The organism is Microbacterium sp. HA-8, assembly GCF_046111165.1.
Classification (GTDB): domain Bacteria; phylum Actinomycetota; class Actinomycetes; order Actinomycetales; family Microbacteriaceae; genus Microbacterium.
The window spans coordinates 709,306-730,413 of sequence record NZ_CP162025.1; the positions used below are offsets into that span (position 1 = coordinate 709,306).

A 21,108-nucleotide genomic window follows, 5' to 3' on the forward strand; every position below is an offset into this window, starting at 1 on the left:
CGTCAGGCGTTGCGGAAGTGGGAGTCGAGCACGCGTCGCCACTTGTTGGCGGGCAGGTCGGAGCGCAGCGCGGCGAGCCCGGTGCCGTACTTCGAGAGCGTTGCGGGACGGATGCCGTGGGCCCAGAGGGCGCGGTCGGCCGGTCCCGCGGACCTGCCCGACTTCGTCTCGACGATCACGGCGTCGGGCAGATTCAGCGTCGACCCGGATGCGGCATCCACCCATCCCAGGTCGATGTCGATCGTCATGCGGGAGGCGTCGCGCCCGCCCGCGGTCGATGCGTCGGGGACGTGGGCCGGCAGCAGCAGGGTGACTCGGCGGTACCGGGTGGTCAGCTCACGGCGCAGACGCGGGGCGATGGCCGCCCCGGCGATTCCGGCCTCGGTGAGCACCCCTTCCGCGTACGCCGTGCCCTCGGGATCGAGGTGACGGGCGTCGGAATCCGACACGTCGACGCGGTCCTTGACCGTGAGAGAACGCCCGCCGCGGGTCTTGACCTCGAGGAACGCGACCTGGGAATCGACGTATCGCCGCGCGCGGACCTTGAACTGGCGCCGCCGGCCCCGCGCGGCGCCGAAGAAGCTCTGCAGATCCGGGGTGTCGAAGTAGTGCGAGAGGTAGCGGGGGGCGTGTTCGCCGAGGTGCTCGAGCACGCGGGTGTCGGAGGGCAGCGCCCGCAGGACGGACGCCAGAGCGCACGCGGGGAGGATGTACTTGCGGTCGACGCGGGTCTGCAGCTCGGCGTGCGCGTTCAACTCGGCCAGGTCGATCGTCCGGAATCGCTCGAGCGAGTGCAGGGCATGCGCGGGGCTCACGCGTTCACCTGCTCGCGCATACGGTGCCAGTCCTGCGCCGGCGTTGACACGCCCGGGGTGGCCGCGTGTTCGCCGGGGAGGCCCGGGCGCGCAAGGGCGTAACGCACCGAGACGGTCGTGGTGTCATCGACGAGGTCGATCGCGCGCACGTCGAGGACGAGGATCCGAGAGCCCAGCAGGTGTTCGACGTGAGCCCGAAGCGCCGCCTCATCGGTATAGGCACGATCGATCGTGAGCGTCTGCTCCCGGTAGCGCTGCAGCATCCATCGGCTGTCGACGATCGCCAGCACCCCGACCACGAGGGCCATGAGGCCCGCGGCGCTCGTCAGTGACGCCACCGCCGTCTCGGCGGTCGCCGCCGCGGCGGTCAGTCCCGAGATCAGACCCAGCGCGAGCGCGGCGAAGTAGTAGGCCACCTCGGTCTGCTCGATCTCGCGCGAGCGCAGGCGGATGATCGAGAGCACGCCGAAAAGACCCAGCCCGAGGCCCGCGCCGACGGTGCCGGTGCCGAGCACGAGCGAGACCGCGAGCACGCCGACGTTGACGCCGACGAATGCGACCGCGAGGTCGCGGCGCCGGTTGCGGGGAAAGTAGATCGCGAACGCGAGCACGCCGATGGCGACGAGGTCGAGCGCGATGACGATGAGCTGAAGCATGGGTCCTCCTGGGGTGATGGATCCACGGTGCGGCGCGACGCTATGTGGCGGCTATGCGTGCCCGCAGCGCCACTGACGAATGACGCGGGATGCCGTCGCCCGGAGCCCGCGCGTGTGGGTCGCGCACCCGGGCGCTAATCTCGAGGGAGGGGGTGCAGTGAGCCCGAAAGCCTCGTCCGATGCTCCGGAAGCGGTCGATTCCGCGTCCGGGGCCGCGGCGCGCGCGAAGCGACCCAAGGTCGCCGACGTCGTGGCGGAGGGTCTGTACATCGCGGTCGCGACGACGCGGCTGTCGCTGAAGAACCGCATCCTGATGGACACGATCGCCGGCGGCGAGGGGTACGACGTCGATCGCTTCCTCCCTGATGCCCGGGCGGCCCTGCTCTCGCTCGCCGACGAGGCCGATGAAGCCGCCGATCGTGTGCGGCGCGAGGCGCGCGACGCGTGGCGCCGGTTCGCCGACCCGGACGGCACGCACGACTACGGCAGCCGCGATGTGCGCAACCTCCGCCGCCGCCGCCGCCAGTCGCGCAAGGTCGCGAAGGAGCTGCGGGCTCGCGCCGACGACGAGGACGCCCTGCGGCAGATCGTCGTCGCCGCACGTGATGCGGCGTGGCAGGAGCTTGCGGCGAACATCGACCGGACGCTGCGGGTGGAGGCGGCGCGGCCCGACCTCGAGCCCGACTACGCGAGGATGCGCGAGGCGCGCATGCAGTCGCTGCGCCTCGTGGATCTCGCTGCTCTCTCCTCGCAGCAGCGCCAGCGCGCCAAGGTCCGCGGTGACCAGAGGGCGCCGGACGACGCGCCCGGCGAGAGCGACTGACGCCTCGATTTCGTCGCGGCGCCGGGCGTGGGGTATTCTGGTCGCTGGCCTGCGCAGGATTCTGCGGCGGCCATGCGCCCGTAGCTCAATGGATAGAGCATCTGACTACGGATCAGAAGGTTAGGGGTTCGAGTCCCTTCGGGCGCACACTGTGTTGAGACAGTGACCACGAAAGCCCCCGGTTCGCCGGGGGCTTTCGTGGTCACCGTGATCGGCGCGCGCTGCGGCGCTGAATGGGAGGTATCTCCAGATGCGGCACTGCCCGCAGCATGAACTTGTCGAAATCGGGGACCGTGAATGCGGCGTAGCCATGCTCCGGCGTGTAGAGCAGACCCATCTCGATGAGTTCGGCCCGCGTGGGGCCAAGTTGCGTCGAATCGCGTTCTAGAAGTCGCGCGACATCGGCGGCCTTCTGCGGTTCAGGACCCAGCTGTGCCATCGCCCTCATGTAGGCGGTCTGCAGCGGGGTGGCGCGGTCGAGGCGGACGCGAAAGAAGGAACTGTCGAGCTTGGCTTCGTATGCTTCACGCGCGAGCGCGACATCTTCCCGCGAGACCCGGTTGCCGCGTGCAACGGTCCAGACCTGATAGCCCAGTTCCTGGATGAAGTAGGGATAGCCTCGCGTGATCTCCATCGCGAGATCGACCGCGTCGCCGTCGAACAAGGCGCCTTCGGCGGCGGCGGGTTCGGTCAGCGCCCGTCGGGCATCGTCGCCGTGCAACGAGTCGATCTTCGGGAACTTGAAGAGTCGCTCGGCGTAGGACTTAGCATCGCCGGCGAGTTCGGCGATCTGGGGGAGTCCGGCTCCGACGAAGGTCACCGGCACGCTTCGCTCCACCGTCTTGTGAATCGCTTGGATCAATGCCTCGAGTTGTGGGGCCGCGAGAAACTGAACCTCATCGATCAGAACGACGACACCCTTATTCACCTCTGCAGCGGCCTCTCCGATGGCGACGAGTACGTCGGTGAGGTCCATGCCGAGGTCTCCGTGATCCCCCAGACCTTCGGCTGGGGGGATGTCCCACGACATCGACCACATCCCTTGCTGATCAACGGAGACGGCGAATGCGCTGAGCACCTCGGCGGCGCGTTGGGCCCGAGATGTCCAGCGAGCACGTGGAGAAAGGCGAAGCAACGCAGCCTTCAATTGAGAGAACATCGTCTGACGGAATCGGGCATCGTCGTGTTTGCTCGCTTCGAATTCGACAACTTCCCAGCCGACGCCCGTCGCGATCTGTTCGAAACGATTGAGGAGGACCGTCTTGCCTACACCGCGCAGGCCGGTGATGATCATCGACTGCTCGGAGCGTCCTCGCTGCAGGCGCCGGAGGAGGATCTCGAATGATGCGGTCTGATCATCACGCCCGATCAGGACCTCGGGGCTGGCACCTGCATTCGGGGTGTACGGATTATCGAGGTTGTCCACCGCAAGATCTTAGCATTCTTAGTTCGTTTTATTGAGATACGAAAAAGCAGAATAAAGGCTCGAACATGTTCCGGCTCAGCGATCGAGCGTGGCGAAGCGCCGGATCGACAACGGCACGAAGATCAGCAGCAGCACGACGATGCCGGCGATGACGGTGGGGATCGGATGCTGCGCCGGCCAGGCGTCGCCGACCGGTGTCCCCTCGGGCACGTTGCCGAAGAGCTGTCGCGCCGAGGTGACGAGCGCGGTCACCGGGTTCCACTCGGCGAAGATCCGCAGGGGAGTGGGCAGGCCTTCGCTGGGCACGAACGCGTTCGAGAGGAACGTGAGCGGAAAGAGGATGAGGAACGAGGCGTTGTTGATCACCTCCGGGCTGCGCACGATCATGCCGAGGTAGGCCATCAGCCACGAGAAGGCGTAGGAGAACAGCAGCAGCAGGAGCACGCCCGCCGCGAACTCGAGCGGCGAGGAGGTCACCCGCCAGCCGACGACGAGACCCGTGAGCATCATCACGGCGAGCGAGAGCAGGTTGATGACGAGGTCGCCGGTGGTGCGCCCGATCAGCACGGCGGCGCCGTTCATCGGCAGTGTGCGGAAGCGGTCGATGATGCCGTCCTTGAGATCCTGCGCCATCGCAGAGCCCGAGTAGGTCGAGCCGAACACGATCGTCTGCGCGAAGATCCCCGCCATCAGGAAGGACGTGTAGTCGCCGCCGGGCACCGGAATCGCCGAGCCGAAGACGAAGGTGAACAGGAGCACGAACATGATCGGCTGGATCAGGGTGAACAGCAGGATGTCGGGCACCCGCACGATCTTCTTGAGGTTCCGCCACGTCGCGATCGCACCGTCGGAGAGGAATCGGCGCAGCGCGCTGCCCTCGGGAGCGCGGAGTAGACCTGGAGCGGTGCGCTCCGTGCGGGTCGACGCGCCGGTATCGGTCATGCGGCACCCTCCGTCTCGTCGTCCGTGCCGGTGGCGTGACCGGTGAGCTGCAGGAACACATCGTCGAGCGTGGGCCGGCGCATCCCGGCATCGTGCAGCGCGATGCCCTGCGCCGTGATGTCGGCGACGATCGCGCCGAGCCCCGATGCCCCTTCGGTGACGGGGACGACCCACGTGCGTTCGCCGCCGGCCGCGACCGGCCCGGACCCGTGCCGCGCGAGGACCTCTCGAGCGCGCTCGGCATCGGCGTCATCGACCAGGGTGATGGCCACGCGCTGGCCGCCGACGGATGACTTCAGCTCGTCGGCGGTGCCCTCGGCGATGACTCTTCCGCTGTCGACGATAGAGATCGAATCGGCGAGACGATCGGCCTCTTCGAGATACTGCGTCGTCAGCAGCACGGTGGTTCCTCCGGCGACGAGCGATTCGATGACCTCCCAGAGGGCGAGTCGGCTGCGCGGGTCGAGGCCCGTCGTGGGCTCGTCGAGAAAGAGCACGGGCGGGTTGATCACGAGCGCGCCGGCGAGGTCGATGCGCCGGCGCATTCCCCCCGAGAACCCCTTGACGGGGCGATTCTGCGCCTCGACGAGATCGAAGACCTCGATGAGCTCTCGCGCACGCTGGGCCGAGACGCGATGGCCCAGGTGGTAGAGCCGTCCGACCATGTAGAGGTTCTCGTATCCGGTGAGATTCTCATCCACCGCCGCGTACTGCCCGCTCGCACCGATCATGCGGCGGATGGCGGCGGGATCGGCGAAGACGTCGACACCGGCGATGCTCGCCTCCCCGGAATCCGGGCGGATGAGGGTGGTCAGCACCTTGACGGCGGTGGTCTTGCCGGCACCGTTGGGGCCGAGGAGCGCGGTCACGCTCCCCTCCGCCACAGCGAGGTCGAGCCCGTCGAGCGCACGCACGACGGCGGCGCCTTTCGGCCGGTAGGTCTTCACGATCTGGTGCGTCTCGATGAACGCCATGCGTGGATGCTACCGCCGCTCGCACGTCAGGGGGTCGATGTGTAGCAAACGAGCCTCGCCGTGGCAACCCCGCACCTCATATAAGCCTCGGGAAGGTAGGACAGAGTCGTGAAGAGAATCATGTACGCGGGCAGTGAGCTCCTCACAGGAGACGCGATCGCGGCCGCGGTGATGCGATACAGCAAGGCGCTTGCCGACGCCGACGCCGCCGAGACGGTCGAGATCCCCGTCGTGAAGGCTGACGGATCCCGAGGCGCTGCCACGATCCTCGTGGGGCCGGCAAGTCAGATCGTCGCTGTGGACGGCGAAGAGAGCGGTGACGAGATGGAGGATCCCGAGGTCGTGGCCGGGCTCGACGAGAAGACGCGCCGACTACACCCGGTCGCGAGGACGGAGGAGGACCCGGACACTGTGGATGACTGGATCTCCGAGTACTGAGCGAGTGATCGTCATCCCCCCAGCGCTTCCCGCAGTGCCCAGGCGTCGCGGACGGCGTTTCCTCCGCCGTCGTTGTTGAAGTACGCGTAGACGTCCTTTCCTTGCTGCTGCCACTCGCGGATCCGATCTGCCCACCACGCCATGTCCTCCGCCGAGTACGAGCCGGCATAGAGCGCATCCGGATCCGGGCCGTGCAGTCGGACGTACACGACCTGCGCGGTCGCCCGCAGCACGCACGGCAGACGCGCCCCGCTCATCACGCAGTACGCGCTGTGATGACGCTCCAGAATCGCGAAGACCTCATCGTCGATCCATGAAGGATGCCGGAATTCGAGCACGGGGCGCATCCATGCCGGCACCCGCGCCAGGAACCATGTGAGCCTGTCGTCATCGCGCTGCATCGTCGGGGGCAGTTGGACGAGCAGCGGCCCGCGGCGGCCCGCCAGCTCGTGCAGGCCCGCCGCCATACGGTCGAGCCACGCCTCGGGCTGCAACAATCGCCGCGCGTGCGTGAGGCCGCGCGGGGCCTTCACCGCGAGCTCGAATCCCGCCGGGAGTCTCGTGCGCCAGGATGCGAAAGCGGAAGGTCGCGGCCAGCGGTAGAAGCTGGCATTCAACTCCACGGTGTCGAACGAGCCGACGTATCGCGAGAGGCGCTCGTGGGACTTCGTCTCGGGGGGATAGAGGACGCCATGCCAGTGCGCGTAGCTCCAGCCGGACGTGCCGATTCGGGGTTGCACGTCACATCTTCCGCGCCGGCTGGGCCAGAGCGGCGATGGCGGCGTCGAAGAGGAGGGTCTGAGCCACCTCGACTGCGCGGTCGTATCGTTCGCCCTCCAGAACGACGTACACGGCTCCGACCACGTCGATGAAGCCGACGGTGTCGCAGGAATCGAAGACCCGATAACGCAGGATGTCGACGAGCTCCCAGCTGAGCGCACCGGGGTTGGTGGCGTCATCGACGGGGCGGCGCGGCGGCAGCGACTTCAGCGTCTCGGCCGCCGCGAATCGCGGCGACGCCTGCCGTCGTCGATGCGATTGCCGCGTGTCGATGGTCATGCTGGTCCTCCTCGGGCACCTCTCACTGTGCCGGGAGCGAGTCCCACGTCATCGGGGCTTGAATTCCCCGGCGCGCTCGGCTAGAGGCAGACCGAGACCGGTATCGGCTAGCGGAGCGCGAGAAGGCGCCTCAGCCAGCGCAGCGCGGGAAACTGAGCCGGCCAGTGCAGCCAGACGCTGTGAAAGCCTCGTCGAATCCGCAGCAGCAGTGCGCGGACGCCACGGAACGGACGCCACGCGATCCCGATCTCCGCTCTCGGCGCAACGATGATGCGGTGTCGCGCGCCGAGGTGAAACGACAGGTCAAGGTCGTCGTGGACGTATATGTCATCTCGGTGAACCTCGGCGGATACGGCGGCCCAGGCGCTGCTGCGCATCGCCATGTTGGAGCCGAACAGCGGGACGTGGCCGAGCGCCGGGGTGAGGACGGCGCGATAGGCCCCGAGGTACAGGAACGCGGCGACGCGCTGCCACTCGACAGGCCCGCCGATGTATCTGGCGCCGCCCGTCACCGCGCCGACATCCGGCCTTCCGTCGAGTGCCTCCAGAAGAGATCGAATCCACGTGGACGACGGGACGCAGTCCGCATCGAGACGCGCGATCACCTCGCCGGAGGCAGCGGCGTAGCCGGCGGCGCTCGCGGCCGCAATCCCCCCGCTCGGATGCGAGATGACTCGCGCACCGGCTTCCTTCGCGATCCGCGCGGACTCATCGCTCGAGCCATTGTCGACCACGATCACTTCCGAGGGTCGTGTCGTCTGCTGCGCCAGGGCGCGCAGGCATCTGCGAAGAAGCTCGCCGTCGTCTTTGACAGAAATGGCGACGGTGACAGCCGGGTGTCTTCGGCTGTCGGCGGGCTCACTCCTCGGAGATCTCGGCAACGGTCTCCCCGGTCTCGACGGGGGACAGTGCGAGCGCGATGTCGGCCTGGCTGATGATGCCGACAAGATCGTGCCCGTCGATGACGGGCAGGCGGCGGATCTGGTGCTCCTGCATCGTCTGCAGCGCCTCCCGGATGTCGTCGTCTGCACCGATCGTGATCGGCTTTCCCGTCGCGAGACTGCCTGCGGTGGTCGTCCGCGGATCACCGTCATCCGCGACGCATCGGACGACGATGTCGCGATCCGTCAGCATTCCCTTCAACCGGTTGTCATTGCCGCAGATGGGCAGAGCCCCGGCATCCAGCTCCCGCATCAGACGCGCAGCCTCGGCCAGGGTGTCGTCCTCCCCGACACAGCGCGGGTCCGGAGTCATGATCTCTCGTGCGGTCGTCATTGCTCTTCCTTTCTTCGTGGCTTCCAGAGAGGGGGCGGCGCCCGCGAGCCCCGCCCCCTCCGTCTCAGGACTGCGACAGGTTCGAGCGAGCTTCTCCCGCGCGGTCGGCGACATCGTTCTTGGCCTCGGCGGCGTCCTCGCGCACATGGGCCACGGCATCGGCGGCTTTGTCCTTGATTGCTGTGGCTGCATCCTGCGCCGGGTCCTTCAGATGTGCACCGACTTCCTTCGCGGCGTCCGTGACCTGGTCCACGAGGGGGGAGGCCTTGTCCTTCACCTCGGAGGCCAAGTTCTTCTCCTTGGCGGACGCGGGGATCAGCGACGAGATGAGCAAGCCCGCGCCGAATGCCATGAGACCGACCGCCAGGGGATTGCCCTCCGCTTTGGTGTGCGCCCGATGGGCCGCCTCGGACACGCTGTCGGAAACGGCTCCGCCCGCGGACGACACGGAGGACGCGGCGTCGTCCGCCACTCCCATCACTCGCTCTCGCACGGCGCCGAACGCGCCGCGCAGCTTGTCGGTCTGGCGGTGGACGATCTTCGACGGGGTGACCTTGTCGGCCAATGCGTCCACATCCTCGCCCAGACCCGCCCTCGTCCGCTCGATGTCGGCACGGATCGCGTCGGTTGATTCACTCATCGGTTCTCCTCGTTTCTCTTGAGTGCATCGGGAATCTTCTTCAGGGTGTCGACGGTGTCGGGCGTTCCCCGGATCTCAGCCACCTGCGCACGCCCGACGCCGAACAGGATCAGCGCGACGACGGCCCACAGTGCGGCGACGATGACACCGGACCATCCGCCGCCGACCAGGGTTCCGAGCGCCCACCACAGAGCGAGCGAGAGGAAGAAGATGGTCATGAGTCCTGCGTATCCCGCGCCGCTGAGAAGCCCCGCAGCCTTGCCAGCTCTGGAGGCGGACTCTTTCGCCTCGGCCTTGGCGAGCTGAAGCTCCTGACGCATCAGCTGGGAGAGATCGCGAGTGACCTCGCCCAGGAGCTCCCCCAGACTGCTCGAGGCCGCCTTCTCCTCGGAGGGAGTGGAATCCGACATCGTCTACCGGCCTTCCCTGCGCTGAGCCTCGGCGGCGGCGCTGTACACCGGGGTGTCGGGCACCGTCGGGTCATGTGAAGACAGGTCTGACGTCGACGGCGCGGACGACTCGTCCGCGGCGTTCGCGGCGAGTGCGCGTGTCAACCGACCCGCTGCGGCACCGGCGATCGCCGCGATGGCGATGAAGGTCCCCGGGTTTCGACGCGCGTAGTTCTTGACCTCGCGCACGAGGGAGCCCGGGTCGCGCTCTCCGAGCCACTCCGCGGCGCCCGTGATCCGCGACGATGCCTGTCGGACGAGGTCCGCGGCGACTCCGGATGACGACGACGACGTCGCCATCGTCTCGAGCTCGTCACCGAGCGCCCTCAATCCCTGGGCGGCCTTCTTCTGCTGAGCCGCGGCCTGCTCGCCGAGCTCTTGTTTCGTCTGCGCGTACAGATCGCGCGCCTGGGTCTTGGTCTCTCGCGCAACGGAGACGGCCTCCTCCTTCGCGCTCGCCGCGACGTGGCCGGCGTCGTCTGCCGCGACCTCCGCCACTGCGCGCGCCTCACCCGACACCGCGTTCGCCTTCTCCGCGGCCGCGGAACGATGAGATGAATGGTCCTCCGGAACCTGACTCTGCGACATGGTCGCTCCTTCCTGCGCCGTTCACGACGACCGGCGTGAGACGTGTGTAGTCCCGCATCGAGGAGGTCGGGCGGGGGTTGCATTCTCCGCCGCGCTGTGGGATACGCGGGCGGGATAGGGAGAGGTCACTCGGAGGGGTAGGGATCTCCCGACAGCAGACGGGCGAGATGGGCCGTGTTGCGGGCGGGGGTCGCGGTCGCGCCTGCCGTGGCGTCGGGCACCCGATCGAGATCCTTGTAGTCGACGGTGTGCATCGCTTCGCCGCTCCAGTAGGTTCCCGCCTGCGAGGCGACGCTGAAGCCCACATCGACGAGCGCCTGGTAGAGATCGGCGGTGATCTTATGGGCGCCGTCCTCGTTGCCGACGACCGCTGTCGCGGCGACCTTGCCGCTGAGGGTGGGACGCCCCTCGTCGTCGGTCTCGGAGAGCTCGGCGTCGAGGCGCTCGAGAACTCGTTGCGCAACGCTCGACATGTGCCCCACCCAGGTGGGCGCGCCGATGAGGACGATGTCGGATGCGATGATCTGCGAGCGAAGCCGCGGCCACTGGTCGCCGTTGCCCATATCGGTCTCGACGCCGGGTCTGATGTCCATGTCGACCACGCGCACCTGCCTGCCGGTCACGCCGTGAGGATGTAGCGCCTCGAGTACCTGATCCAGCAGGATGCCGGTGCTGGACACCGCGGGGGAGGGCTTGAGCGTGCAGTTGAGAGCGAGTGCGTTGATCATGGCGGTCTGCCTTTCCGTGTGGGTGCCTGCGGGGAACCGTAGGCGCACTCCATCGATCCGACACGGGTCTTGACAGACGAGAAGGTCGACCGCGGATCGGTCTCGGATGCGGCGGGTCCGCGACCCCTTGACTGCACGGGTTCGGCAGTGCACGGTTGATACTGGTGCAAGGTCCCGCCCGTCAGGTCCGCATCGACGTCGCCCGGAGCGCGCGGCGCGGCCCTCGCGAACCCCGGTCGGGCCGCGTGATTCTGGAGAAGACGATGGGCAAGCTCTTGTACGAATCGCACATCAAGGTCGACTTCGAGGATCGGTTGCTGGCGCATCTGCAGGTCGTCATCGGAGCCAAGATGCGGCGTGGAGAGTCGTTCCACTTCACGTGGAAGGACGACCTGACGATCGGCGACGGCCGCACGACCGTGTGGATCCATCCGCAGTGCTCCATGGTCTACAAGTTCTACGGCAGCCGCCGTCCCGAGATAAATCCCGCATGGATCACGGCGCTGATGTACGTGGCGAACTCCCCGCCAGGCCTCCACATCGTGCCGGAACCGGACAGTCGCGAACAGGTCGCGGAGCGACTCCCCGTCCTATTCAGCAGCCTCGCTTTCTAGCGTGTGCGAACGGACGATCGCGCCTGGCGGAAGGATCTACATGGGCAAGTTCATCTACGACTCCCTCGTCAGAGTCGACTTCGACGACCGGCTGCTGGCCCATCTGCAGCTCGTGATCGGGGCCAAGATGCGCCGCGGCGAGTCCTTCCACTTCACGTGGAAGGACGACTCGAGCATCGGTGTCGGGCGCACCACGGTGTGGATTCATCCTCGATGCTCGGTGGTCTACAAGTTCTACGGCAGTCGCAAGCCGAACATCAACCGGGCGTGGGTGGACGCCCTGGTCTATGCGGCGAACTCACCGACGGGCCTGTACGCGGTGCCGGAGCCGGCCGAGTACGAGGCGGGCGCCCACGGCCTCAGCATCCACGGGATTCCTCATGAAGCGCATTGACGTCCACTACGCCGGCCATCTCTACAGCATCGGCGGCCGCGAGTTCGACGACGTGCGGCGGGAGGTGTCCGAGGCCCAGGCGGGGGGCGCCTGGATGGTGGTCAATGACGGCGAGGGGTCCCGGCGAGATGCATATATCTGGCTCAGCGGCGGTACGCCGATCGCCTTGATTCCCATCCCTTCCGACGACTGATCGGCTAAGCGACGGCGACGTGCCCTGTCAACCCCCTTCGGGTGGCGCGGCGCAGCAGCGACAATCGAAGGGCACCCAGAGGACGCAGGCTTCCCGAAGTCCGCGACCTCGGTCGACCGCGTCGGTTCCGACGGCGGACGCGGTGCACATCAACCAGTCGAGGAGGTCTGGGGCGATGGCTGAGGCTGCACCCGCACGAATCGAGCTCACCCGGGTGGGTGAGGGATGCTGGCGCCTGTGTGATCCGGCGCTGCACGAAAGCGACCCGCGCCGACTGGTTGCGTTCGTCGAATGCGCAGAGGATCATGTCACCGTCCTATGGCTGCGCGACACGCATGCCGACACGCGTTTCGACACTCTCGAAGACGCGCTGGCCGTCGCCGATTCCCTGCTCGCGCCGCGCGCGCGACGGGCAGTGCGCGCGCAACGTCCGGTGCCCATTCCGCACTTCCCGCCGCGCGCGCGATGATGCCATCGCCCCATCGGCGCGTCAAGCCCCGCGGATGTATGAACCGCCGGACATACCGTAGGCGGAGAACGGCCGCAGGCGCTCCGGAGAGCAGACCCTGAGACGACGAGTCCGGGAGGCGGGGGGCGGTACCTCCCGGACTCGTCACCCTGCTGTCACCCCGCAGAACGAAGGTCCAGATGAGTACTTCCGTCCTCGCCGATATCGACCGCTTGCGCGCTCCGTTCGAGGCCCGAGGCCCGCTCAGCGCGTCGCTGCTTGAGACGCTCGCCGCATCGCCCGCCGACGGAGCGCCGCACCTCGCCGCACTCACCGAGGACGTGCTGACGGGCATCGCCGATCCCCTGCGCGACGACGACGTGCAGCTCACACTGTTCCTGCTCTACGCAGGTCACTACGGCTCCCTGTCCTTCATCGACCCGGCCTGGGAGTGGAGCACGGATCTGATCGCGGCACGGGCCGCGCTCGAGAGACGATTCGAGGACACGCTGCGTCGCGACATCCAGGTGCCGCACCTGCCCCCGGCAGACGCCGAGTCGGTGGCCGCTGCGCTCTTCGCGATGACGTCCCCGGTCCCGGGCCCCAGCCTGTCGCGGCATGTGGCGAAGAAGGCGACTGCGGATCAGCTCAGGGAGTTCCTGATCCATCGCAGCGTCTACACCCTGCGCGAAGCCGACCCCCACTCGTGGGCGATCCCGCGTCTGACCGGCGGCGCGAAGGCCGCTCTGGTGGAGATCCAGTCCGACGAGTACGGTGCGGGCGACCTCCCGCGGATGCATGCCGAGATCTTCGCCCGCACCCTGCGCGGCGCCGGTCTCGACGACGCCTACGGTCGGTACATCGATTCGGTTCCCGCGCTGACGCTCGCGTCCATGAACCTGATGTCGATGTTCGGCCTCAATCGGCGCCTTCTGGGTGCCGTCGTCGGCCACCTCGCCGCGTTCGAGATGACATCATCCCTGCCCAATCGACTGTACGGCGATGGCTTCCGCCGGCTGGGGTTCGGTCCGGATGTCACCCGGTACTTCGACGAGCACGTCGAAGCCGACGCCGTGCACGAGCAGATCGCGGGTCGTGATCTCGCCGGCGGGCTGGCCGAGGATCGCCCCGAGCTTCTGAGTGACATCTTCTTCGGCGCCGCGGCGTGCCTGGCCGTCGACGGATGGGTGGCCGACGGCATCCTGGCCGCGTGGCAGCGGGGCGCTTCGTCATTGCGCGCCCCCGCGCGCGGATGAACGGCGAGGCCCCGCCCTGGCCCGTCGAGTACGTCCTGCCGCTGCGGTGGGAGGACGATCGTGGCTCCGGCGAGATGTCGCGTTATCTCCGAGAGATCGCGGGCCTGGTCGAGGTGACCGTCGTCGACGGTTCGGATGACCCGCTCTTCACGGCGCATGAGAGCGCCTGGCCCTGGGTGCGTCACATCCGACCGGAATGGCCGGGACGCAACGGCAAGGCGCGGGGTGCGATGACCGGCCTGTCGAGGGCACGCCACGAGACGGTGATCATCGCCGATGACGATGTGCGGTACGACGTGGCAGCGCTGCAGGCGATCATCCAGCGGCTCGCGGTGTTCGACCTCGTGCGCCCGCAGAACTACTTCTCGCCGTTGCCGTGGCACGCGCGATGGGACAGCGGGCGCATCCTGCTCAATCGCGCCCTCGGCGGCGACTACTCGGGCACGGTGGCCCTGCGCCGCGGCGCCCTGCCGGATCGTGGATACGACACGGATGTGCTGTTCGAGAACTTCCAGCTTGAGCGCACCGTGCGCGCACACGGAGGGAACGTCGACGTGGCGCGAGACATCCTCGTGCGGCGGATTCCCCCCTCAACGGGGCGATTCTGGGACCAACGGGTGAGGCAGGCCTACGACGGCTTCGCGCAGCCCGTGCGCCTGATCCGGGAACTCGCGCTGCTTCCGCTCTGCGTCTTCGCGTTCGCTCGGCGTCGGTGGGGCGTGCTCGCCGGAGCCGCGTGCGCGATCATCGCGACCGCCGAGATCGGCCGCCGCCGCGGAGACGGGACCGCGCACTTCCCGATGAGCGGGGATCTCTGGGCACTCGTCTGGACGGCGGAACGGTCGATCACGATCTGGATCGCCCTGATCCAGCGGCTGCGGGGCGGCGTCCCGTACCGCGGCGAGCGCTTCATCAGGGCGGCATCGCCCACGCCCCGGCAAGGGAGAAGACGACCATGACAGAGCCCGGCGAGAGGCCGGCCCGAATCCGGGCCTACCCGGATGGGCCGCTCATCGTGCGCGGACGCGTCGAGATCATCGACGAGAACGGTCGCAGCGTGGCGCAACCACGGCGCACGGTGGCGCTCTGCCGATGCGGCGCGTCGCTCATCAAGCCGTGGTGCGACGGCAGCCACAAGCTGACGGGATTTCGTACATCCGCCACTCCCGAGCCTTGACGCTCTGCCGGTGAAGGCTCCGGCGTCGGGGGTAGCACAAGGCGCCGCTATGCGCCTCCCCCTGGAGCCCGTCACGCCGGAGTGCGACGGTGGGCGTATGCAGAGTGAACATATCCTCCGGACCGCGGCGGTATCCCTTCGGCATCGCGCGGGGCGAGTGGGCGCGCTGGTCCGGGATGACTCACTCGCCGTCCTCACCCGCGGGTATGGATTCGGCGCCCACATCTGGCAACGCGCACGGTCCGGGGCGCGTGCCGCGCCGATGAGACTGCTGGGGGATGAAGCCGTCCTCGTCCGCGGGCGCGAGGGCGTTCGCCTCTTCTACGACGAGTCCAGGATCGCCCGGCACGGCGCGCTGCCGGCGCTTGTCCAGGAGACCCTGTTCGGCCACGGCTCGGTGCACAGCCTCGACGGGGCAGACCACCGCCGCCGCAAGTCGGCCTTCCTCGGTGTGGCCTACGAGGATGCCCAGGTCACGCGCCTTTCGCCCCTTCTGGAGGCCGAGTGGCGCATCGAGCGCGCCGATTGGCTCGCCGGCGGCGATCGCTCCGCATACGACGCCGCGGTCGGCGCGATCGGCCGGGCCGTCATGCTGTGGGCGGGGCTGCCGGGCACCCGTGCCGCACAGACGCGCTGGTCAGCGCGGCTGGCGCAGATCGTCGACGGATTCGGAGTGCCCTACTCGCCCCAATTCGCCCTCGCCGCGGTGAATCGCTGGTGGTCTGACCGACATGCCCAGCGCCTCATCGAGGCAGTGCGAGCGGGGCAGCTGTCGCCGCCGAACGAGACCGCCCTGCACACCTGGGCATGGCACCGCGACTTGAGCGGTGACCTGCTCCCCGCCCGTACCGCGGGGATCGAGCTGCAGAACACCATCCGGCCCACGATCGCGGTTGCGCGATTCGTCGCCTTCGCCGCGAAGGAGCTCCACGATCAGCCCGACTGGCGCGATCGGATCGCCGCCCAAACGGCGCAGCGCGGAACCCTCGCGGGCGGTGCTCTCGCGACGGCTTTCGCACAGGAGGTGCGGCGAACCGCACCGTTCGTGCCGATGCTGCCGGGACAGGCGATCGTCGATGTCACCCTCGACGGTCAGGGGGTTCCCGCCGGCGGCCGGGTCGTGCTCGATATCCTCGGCACCAACACCGACACGGAGTCCTGGGAGGATCCCGACCGGTTCGCGCCGGAGCGGTTCGAGGGAGCTGACGACTACGAAGGCATCGAGGCCTTCGTGCCCCACGGGGGTGGGGACCCGGCGCGCGGGCACCGCTGCCCCGGCGAGAAGCTCGCGATCGCCGCCCTCGCGACGGCCATCGCGACGTTGAGCGATCCGGGGTTGAGCATCAACGGCGAAGGGCTGAGGGTGAACAGGCGCCGGCTGCCGACCAAGCCCGCGTCCGGCGGCCGGGTGCGCGCGGTGGGCACCGGGTCGCGCTGTCCTTTCCCCCACGGGTGACGGCCCCCTCTCTCCTGTCAACCCCTGTGCGCGCACGCCCCCGCCCCCGCAGGATCGGACGAGGAGTGAACGGATGCCGGCGCCCGGCGCCCCGCATCCACCGACGATCTCGAGACGAAGGACGTGGAACGCATGAAGGCACTCACCTGGCAGGGCAAGCGCACGCTCACCGTGGAGGAGGTGCCGGACCCCGTCATCGAGCACCCGACGGACGCGATTGTGCGGATCACATCGACGGCCATCTGCGGCTCGGACCTGCACCTGTACGAACTGCTCGCGCCGTTCCTCGACGCGGGAGACATCCTGGGCCACGAGCCGATGGGCGTGGTCGTCGAGGTCGGCTCGGATGTGACGCAGCTGGCCGTCGGCGACCGCGTCGTCGTGCCCTTCAACATCTCGTGCGGCCATTGCTTCATGTGCCGCCGGGGGCTGCAGTCGCAGTGCGAGACCACGCAGGTGCGCGAATACGGCAGCGGCGCCGCCCTGTTCGGCTACACCAAGCTGTACGGACAGGTTCCCGGTGGGCAGGCGGAGTACCTCCGCGTGCCCCTCGCCGACTACAACCACATCCGCGTCGGTGCCGAGTTGCCCGATGACCGCTACCTGTTCCTCAGCGACATCCTGCCCACCGCCTGGCAGGGGGTGCAGTACGCGGACGTGCCCGAGGGGGGCACGTTGGCGGTCATGGGGCTCGGCCCGGTCGGCCAGTTCGTCTCCCGGGTGGGAGTGCATCGCGGCTACCGGGTGCTCGGGGTCGACCCCGAGCCCGAGCGGCGTGCGATGGCCGAGCGCCACGGTGTGCTGACCTACGACCTCACCGACACCGTCGTGGACGAGCTGGTCGATCTGACTGAGGGGCGCGGCGCCGACTCCGTCGTCGACGCCGTAGGGCTCGAGGCGCACGGCAACCCTGGCATCAAATTCGCCCAGGACGCGATCGGGATGCTGCCGGACGCCATCGCCGAGAAGCTCATGGACCGCGCGGGCATTGATCGCCTCGCCGCGCTGCACGCCTCGATCGACGTGGTGCGCCGTGGCGGCACGGTGTCACTGAGCGGGGTGTACGCGGGAGACGCCGACATCCTGCCGATGAAGACGATGTTCGACAAGCAGATCAGCATGCGGATGGGCCAGTGCAACGTGAAGCGGTGGATCGATGACCTCGTCCCGCTCGTCGAGGACCCCGCCGACCCGCTGGGCGTCACGGATCTGACGACCCACCGCGTGCCGCTGCACCGGGCGCCCGAGCTCTACGAGACGTTCCAGAAGAAGCAGGACGGCTGCATCAAGGTCGTGCTCGAGCCCTGACGGGAGCCCGCGCGGCGCCCATCCGCACCGCCACCCGACCGCCGCCGCGGCGCCGGGGCCGTACGATATTCGAGGCGGTCCCGGCGCCGCTCCCGTCCGGGCGGCCGGGCGGCCCGGGATGTGGAGGTGGCGCGGATGCTGCGCACGATGCTGAAATCGAAGATCCACCGCGCGACGATCACCGGCAGCGATCTGAACTACGTCGGGTCGATCACGATCGATGCGGACCTGCTGGACGCGGCCGACATCCGCGCGAACGAGCAGGTGCACGTGCTCGACGTCGACAACGGGGCGCGTTTCGAGACCTACGCGCTGATCGGCGAGCGCGGCAGCGGCGTGGTCCAGGTCAATGGAGCAGCCGCGCGCCTCGTGCACAGCGGCGACACCGTGATCGTCATCACCTACGGGCAGTACTCCCGCGATGAGCTGGGGGACTACGAGCCGGTCGTCGTCCATGTCGACAGGACCAACACGATCATCGAGGTCGACGACGACGTCGCCACCCTGCGCACCGGCGACTAGCGGCGACCCGCAACCCCGGACCCCACTGCCCGACCATCCACCGACGACGCCAGGAGCCCCATGGACCGCGCCCTCTTCTCCCCGTTCACCCTGCGGGGGATGACGACCCGCAACCGCATCTGGGTGCCGCCGATGTGCCAGTACTCGTCCGAGGGCCGGGACGGGATGCCCGCCGCCTGGCACCTCGTGCACCTGGGATCGCTCGCCAAGGGCGGGGTCGGCGCCATCATCCTCGAGGCGACCGCGGTCGTGCCGGAGGGACGCATCAGCCCCGAGGACCTGGGGCTGTGGAACGACGCGCAGCGCGACGCACTCGCGCCGATCGTGTCCTTCCTGCACGATCAGGGCGCGGCGGCGGGGATCCAGCTCGCCCACGCGGGTCGCAAGGCGTCCACCTACCGTGCGTGGGGCGAGACCCGGCGCGGCTCGGTGCCGCTCGCGGAGGGCGGGTGGCCGACGGCCGCGCCGAGCGCTGTGGCCTTCGAGGGGCTCGAGACTCCGCGCGAACTCGACGTCGACGGCATCCAGGCGATCGTGGCGGCCTTCGCGGCGGCCGCGCGGCGGGCCGTCGACGCGGGTTTCGACATGGTCGAGATCCACGCCGCGCACGGGTACCTGCTGCACGAGTTCCTCTCGCCGCTGAGCAACCGCCGCACCGACGCCTACGGCGGCTCGCTCGAGAACCGGGCGCGGATCGTCCTCGAGACCGTCGAGGCCGTCCGCGCCGAGATCGGCCCGGGCGTGGCGCTCCTCGTGCGCTTCTCGGCGACCGACTGGACGCCCGGCGGGTGGACGCCCCAGGAGACCGAACAGGTCGTGCGATGGGTGGCCGAGCGCGGCGCCGACATGATCGATGTCTCGACGGGCGGCAACGTCGCCACGGCGACGATCCCCGCGGGGCCCGGGTACCAGGTGCCGTTCGCCGCGGCGATCCGGGCGGCGACCGGCGTGCCCACGGCCGCCGTCGGCATGATCGATCAGGCGTATCAGGCCGAGCAGGTGCTCATCACCGGGCAGGCCGATGTCGTGCTCGTCGGACGCGAGATGATGCGCGACCCGCACTTCGCGTTGCGTGCGGCACGCCAGCTGGGCGTCGAGCTCGACTACGCTCCGGGACCTTACGCCCGCGCCTTCGCCTGAGCCGGCGCGGTCGCGGTTCCGGTCATCGCCGCCGCGGGCGGTCCTCGCGTTTGGCCGAGCCGCCGAAGCGGTCGGGCCGCAACTCGATGAGCTTGCCGCTGATGCGGGTGCCTTCGAGGCGCTGAAGCGTCTCTCGGGAGAGGTCGGCGGGCAGCTCGACGAGCGAGAACTCGGGGCGGATCTGGATGGCGCCGAAGTCCTCCCGCCGCAGCCCGCCCTCGTTGGCCAGCGCGCCGACGATCTGCCGGGGCTCGACCTTGTGCCGGCGCCCGACGGCGATGCGGTAGGTGGTCAGGGAGCCGCCGCCTCCCCGCGCACGTCGCTCGCCGCGCTCGGGGCGCTCGCCGCGTTCGGGCCGATCGCGTTCGTAGCGGGGCTCGGGTGCCGCGTCGGGTTCGAGCAGCAGGGGGGTGTCTCCCTGCGCGACCACAGCGAGGGCGGCCGCGACATCGGCCTCGGGAACGTCGTGGTGCTCGACGTAGTGCGCGACGATGTCGCGGAAGACGCCGATCTGGGCGGGGTCGGCGAGCGCCGCAGTGATCGCATCGTCGAAACGCGTGAGACGTGTGGCGTTGACGTCGTCGACGCTCGGAAGCTTCATCTCGGTCAGCGGCTGGCGGGTGGCCTTCTCGATCGCGGTCAGCATGCGACGCTCACGCGGGGTCACGAAACTGATCGCCGCGCCCGTGCGTCCGGCGCGCCCGGTGCGGCCCACCCTGTGCACGTACGACTCGGTGTCGATCGGCAGGTCGTAGTTGACGACGTGGCTGATGCGGTCGACGTCGAGTCCGCGGGCGGCGACGTCGGTGGCGACCAGGATGTCGAGCTTGCCGCTCTTGAGCTGATTCACGGTGCGCTCGCGCTGGGCCTGCGCGACATCGCCGCTGATCGCCGCGGCCGTGTAGCCGCGGGCCCGCAGCTTCTCGGCGAGCGTCTCGGTCTCGTTCTTCGTGCGCGTGAACACGATCATCCCCTCGAAGTTCTCGACTTCGAGGATGCGGGTGAGCGCGTCGACCTTCTGCGGGTACGAGACCACGAGATAGCGCTGGGTGATGTTGGCCGAGGTCGTCGTCTTCGTCTTGACGGTGATCTCTTCGGGGTCGTTGAGGTACTGCGCCGAGATGCGCCGGATCTGCGCCGGCATCGTCGCGGAGAAGAGCGCGACCTGCTTGTCGGCGGGTGTGTCGGCGAGGATCGTCTCGACATCCTCGGCGAATCCCATCTTGAGCATCTCGTCGGCCTCGTCGAGCACGAGGAAGCGCAGCTCCGACAGGTCGAGGGTGCCCTTGTCGAGGTGGTCCATGATGCGGCCCGGCGTGCCCACCACGATGTGCACCCCGCGCCGCAGCGCCGAGAGCTGCTGACCGTAGCCCTGCCCGCCGTAGACCGGCAGCACGTGCACTCCGCGCAGGTGCGCCGCGTACTTCTCGAACGCCTCGCAGACCTGGAGCGCGAGCTCGCGGGTCGGGGCGAGCACCAGGGCCTGAGGCGTCTTCTGCGCAAGATCGAGCTGGGAGAGGATCGGCAGCGCGAAGGCGGCGGTCTTGCCCGTGCCGGTCTGCGCGAGCCCCACGACGTCGCGACCCGACAGCAGCGGCGGGATCGTGGCGGCCTGGATGGCGGACGGGGTCTCGTAGCCCACATCCTTCAGCGCGCGGAGCACGGCGTCGTCGAGTCCGAGCTCGGTGAAGGTGGGTTCGACGCGGGCAGGCTCTGCCTCGACGGGAACGTTCTCGGTGGAGGGGCCCATCCTGCGACGGTAGTCCCCCGGACGGTGCCGCCGCGAC

27 protein-coding genes and 1 tRNA gene are annotated in these 21,108 nt (G+C 68.7%); 14 read left to right on the forward strand and 14 right to left on the reverse strand.

The window, feature by feature from the left end; genetic code table 11:
- Nucleotides 1-2: 2 nt before the first annotated feature.
- Nucleotides 3-815 carry a polyphosphate polymerase domain-containing protein gene (locus AB2L57_RS03335; protein ID WP_409048058.1) on the reverse strand — a complete coding sequence of 271 codons (813 nt, stop codon included), beginning with the start codon at nucleotides 813-815 and terminating at the stop codon, nucleotides 3-5.
- Nucleotides 812-1,471 carry a DUF4956 domain-containing protein gene (locus tag AB2L57_RS03340; RefSeq protein ID WP_292814767.1) on the reverse strand — a complete coding sequence of 220 codons (660 nt, stop codon included), beginning with the start codon at nucleotides 1,469-1,471 and terminating at the stop codon, nucleotides 812-814. Before AB2L57_RS03340 ends, AB2L57_RS03335 begins: the two co-directional genes overlap by 4 nt.
- A gap of 157 nt (nucleotides 1,472-1,628) precedes the next feature.
- Here AB2L57_RS03340 and AB2L57_RS03345 point away from each other — a divergent pair, with 157 nt between their 5' ends.
- Both AB2L57_RS03345 and AB2L57_RS03350 read left to right on the forward strand, forming a co-directional pair.
- Nucleotides 1,629-2,294, forward strand: a complete 666-nt coding sequence (locus AB2L57_RS03345) for an asparagine synthase (protein ID WP_292814770.1) — start codon at nucleotides 1,629-1,631, stop codon at nucleotides 2,292-2,294.
- Between the two features lie 74 nt (nucleotides 2,295-2,368).
- A tRNA-Arg gene (locus AB2L57_RS03350) sits at nucleotides 2,369-2,441 on the forward strand.
- Between the two features lie 55 nt (nucleotides 2,442-2,496).
- Here AB2L57_RS03350 and AB2L57_RS03355 read toward each other — a convergent pair.
- The 3 genes from AB2L57_RS03355 to AB2L57_RS03365 all read right to left on the reverse strand — a co-directional run bounded on the left by AB2L57_RS03355 (nucleotide 2,497) and on the right by AB2L57_RS03365 (nucleotide 5,636).
- The gene (locus AB2L57_RS03355) at nucleotides 2,497-3,720 is read right to left on the reverse strand and encodes an ATP-binding protein (RefSeq protein WP_409048059.1); all 1,224 of its coding nucleotides are present in this window, start codon (nucleotides 3,718-3,720) and stop codon (nucleotides 2,497-2,499) included.
- Between the two features lie 75 nt (nucleotides 3,721-3,795).
- Entirely contained in the window at nucleotides 3,796-4,662 is an 867-nt protein-coding gene (locus AB2L57_RS03360; RefSeq protein WP_292814774.1) for an ABC transporter permease, read from the reverse strand.
- Nucleotides 4,659-5,636 carry an ATP-binding cassette domain-containing protein gene (locus AB2L57_RS03365; RefSeq protein WP_409048060.1) on the reverse strand — a complete coding sequence of 326 codons (978 nt, stop codon included), beginning with the start codon at nucleotides 5,634-5,636 and terminating at the stop codon, nucleotides 4,659-4,661. The genes AB2L57_RS03360 and AB2L57_RS03365 overlap by 4 nt, the downstream gene beginning before the upstream one ends.
- A gap of 108 nt (nucleotides 5,637-5,744) precedes the next feature.
- On the opposite strand from AB2L57_RS03365, the gene AB2L57_RS03370 reads away from it, so the two are divergent.
- On the forward strand, nucleotides 5,745-6,074 hold the full coding sequence (locus tag AB2L57_RS03370) for a hypothetical protein (RefSeq protein ID WP_409048061.1): 330 nt from the start codon (nucleotides 5,745-5,747) through the stop codon (nucleotides 6,072-6,074).
- Between the two features lie 11 nt (nucleotides 6,075-6,085).
- Here AB2L57_RS03370 and AB2L57_RS03375 read toward each other — a convergent pair whose 3' ends face one another.
- From AB2L57_RS03375 to AB2L57_RS03410, 8 genes are all read right to left on the reverse strand, one after another.
- Nucleotides 6,086-6,814 carry a DUF72 domain-containing protein gene (locus AB2L57_RS03375; protein WP_292814781.1) on the reverse strand — a complete coding sequence of 243 codons (729 nt, stop codon included), beginning with the start codon at nucleotides 6,812-6,814 and terminating at the stop codon, nucleotides 6,086-6,088.
- Nucleotide 6,815: 1 nt separating this feature from the next.
- On the reverse strand, nucleotides 6,816-7,133 hold the full coding sequence (locus tag AB2L57_RS03380; RefSeq protein ID WP_292814785.1) for a hypothetical protein: 318 nt from the start codon (nucleotides 7,131-7,133) through the stop codon (nucleotides 6,816-6,818).
- Between the two features lie 107 nt (nucleotides 7,134-7,240).
- Nucleotides 7,241-8,014: a glycosyltransferase family 2 protein gene (locus tag AB2L57_RS03385; protein ID WP_409048062.1), complete on the reverse strand. Its 774-nt coding sequence runs from the start codon at nucleotides 8,012-8,014 to the stop codon at nucleotides 7,241-7,243.
- Nucleotides 7,992-8,408 (reverse strand): CBS domain-containing protein, encoded by a 417-nt coding sequence (locus AB2L57_RS03390; RefSeq protein ID WP_409048063.1) that lies wholly within the window; start codon nucleotides 8,406-8,408, stop codon nucleotides 7,992-7,994. Before AB2L57_RS03390 ends, AB2L57_RS03385 begins: the two co-directional genes overlap by 23 nt.
- A gap of 64 nt (nucleotides 8,409-8,472) precedes the next feature.
- The gene (locus AB2L57_RS03395) at nucleotides 8,473-9,048 is read right to left on the reverse strand and encodes a DUF3618 domain-containing protein (RefSeq protein WP_409048064.1); all 576 of its coding nucleotides are present in this window, start codon (nucleotides 9,046-9,048) and stop codon (nucleotides 8,473-8,475) included.
- Nucleotides 9,045-9,458 (reverse strand): phage holin family protein, encoded by a 414-nt coding sequence (locus tag AB2L57_RS03400; RefSeq protein WP_409048065.1) that lies wholly within the window; start codon nucleotides 9,456-9,458, stop codon nucleotides 9,045-9,047. The genes AB2L57_RS03395 and AB2L57_RS03400 overlap by 4 nt, the downstream gene beginning before the upstream one ends.
- 3 nt (nucleotides 9,459-9,461) lie before the next feature.
- A complete protein-coding gene (locus tag AB2L57_RS03405; protein WP_409048066.1) occupies nucleotides 9,462-10,085 on the reverse strand; it encodes a hypothetical protein in 624 nt (207 codons plus the stop codon).
- A gap of 125 nt (nucleotides 10,086-10,210) precedes the next feature.
- Entirely contained in the window at nucleotides 10,211-10,813 is a 603-nt protein-coding gene (locus AB2L57_RS03410) for a flavodoxin family protein (protein WP_409048067.1), read from the reverse strand.
- A gap of 263 nt (nucleotides 10,814-11,076) precedes the next feature.
- Here AB2L57_RS03410 and AB2L57_RS03415 point away from each other — a divergent pair, with 263 nt between their 5' ends.
- The 11 genes from AB2L57_RS03415 (at nucleotide 11,077) to AB2L57_RS03465 (ending at nucleotide 19,321) form a co-directional block, all read left to right on the forward strand.
- Entirely contained in the window at nucleotides 11,077-11,427 is a 351-nt protein-coding gene (locus tag AB2L57_RS03415) for an ATP-dependent DNA ligase (protein ID WP_409048068.1), read from the forward strand.
- Between the two features lie 40 nt (nucleotides 11,428-11,467).
- A complete protein-coding gene (locus tag AB2L57_RS03420) occupies nucleotides 11,468-11,821 on the forward strand; it encodes an ATP-dependent DNA ligase (protein WP_409048069.1) in 354 nt (117 codons plus the stop codon).
- A complete protein-coding gene (locus AB2L57_RS03425; protein WP_292812375.1) occupies nucleotides 11,808-12,014 on the forward strand; it encodes a hypothetical protein in 207 nt (68 codons plus the stop codon). Before AB2L57_RS03420 ends, AB2L57_RS03425 begins: the two co-directional genes overlap by 14 nt.
- Nucleotides 12,015-12,189: 175 nt before the next feature.
- On the forward strand, nucleotides 12,190-12,483 hold the full coding sequence (locus tag AB2L57_RS03430) for a hypothetical protein (protein WP_409048070.1): 294 nt from the start codon (nucleotides 12,190-12,192) through the stop codon (nucleotides 12,481-12,483).
- 179 nt (nucleotides 12,484-12,662) lie between these two features.
- Nucleotides 12,663-13,718: an iron-containing redox enzyme family protein gene (locus tag AB2L57_RS03435; protein WP_292812380.1), complete on the forward strand. Its 1,056-nt coding sequence runs from the start codon at nucleotides 12,663-12,665 to the stop codon at nucleotides 13,716-13,718.
- The gene (locus AB2L57_RS03440; protein ID WP_292812382.1) at nucleotides 13,673-14,677 is read left to right on the forward strand and encodes a glycosyltransferase family 2 protein; all 1,005 of its coding nucleotides are present in this window, start codon (nucleotides 13,673-13,675) and stop codon (nucleotides 14,675-14,677) included. Before AB2L57_RS03435 ends, AB2L57_RS03440 begins: the two co-directional genes overlap by 46 nt.
- A complete protein-coding gene (locus AB2L57_RS03445; RefSeq protein ID WP_292812385.1) occupies nucleotides 14,674-14,895 on the forward strand; it encodes a CDGSH iron-sulfur domain-containing protein in 222 nt (73 codons plus the stop codon). The genes AB2L57_RS03440 and AB2L57_RS03445 overlap by 4 nt, the downstream gene beginning before the upstream one ends.
- A 262-nt stretch (nucleotides 14,896-15,157) precedes the next feature.
- Nucleotides 15,158-16,351: a cytochrome P450 gene (locus AB2L57_RS03450; protein WP_409048071.1), complete on the forward strand. Its 1,194-nt coding sequence runs from the start codon at nucleotides 15,158-15,160 to the stop codon at nucleotides 16,349-16,351.
- A 132-nt stretch (nucleotides 16,352-16,483) separates the two neighbouring features.
- A complete protein-coding gene (locus tag AB2L57_RS03455) occupies nucleotides 16,484-17,659 on the forward strand; it encodes a zinc-dependent alcohol dehydrogenase (protein ID WP_292812390.1) in 1,176 nt (391 codons plus the stop codon).
- A gap of 135 nt (nucleotides 17,660-17,794) precedes the next feature.
- Nucleotides 17,795-18,181 (forward strand): aspartate 1-decarboxylase, encoded by a 387-nt coding sequence (gene panD, locus AB2L57_RS03460; protein WP_409048072.1) that lies wholly within the window; start codon nucleotides 17,795-17,797, stop codon nucleotides 18,179-18,181.
- A 60-nt stretch (nucleotides 18,182-18,241) separates the two neighbouring features.
- Nucleotides 18,242-19,321, forward strand: a complete 1,080-nt coding sequence (locus tag AB2L57_RS03465) for an NADH:flavin oxidoreductase/NADH oxidase (RefSeq protein ID WP_409048073.1) — start codon at nucleotides 18,242-18,244, stop codon at nucleotides 19,319-19,321.
- A 22-nt stretch (nucleotides 19,322-19,343) separates the two neighbouring features.
- Here AB2L57_RS03465 and AB2L57_RS03470 read toward each other — a convergent pair whose 3' ends face one another.
- Complete coding sequence (locus AB2L57_RS03470; protein WP_409048074.1) at nucleotides 19,344-21,071, reverse strand: DEAD/DEAH box helicase; 1,728 nt, start codon at nucleotides 21,069-21,071, stop codon at nucleotides 19,344-19,346.
- Nucleotides 21,072-21,108: the final 37 nt, after the last annotated feature.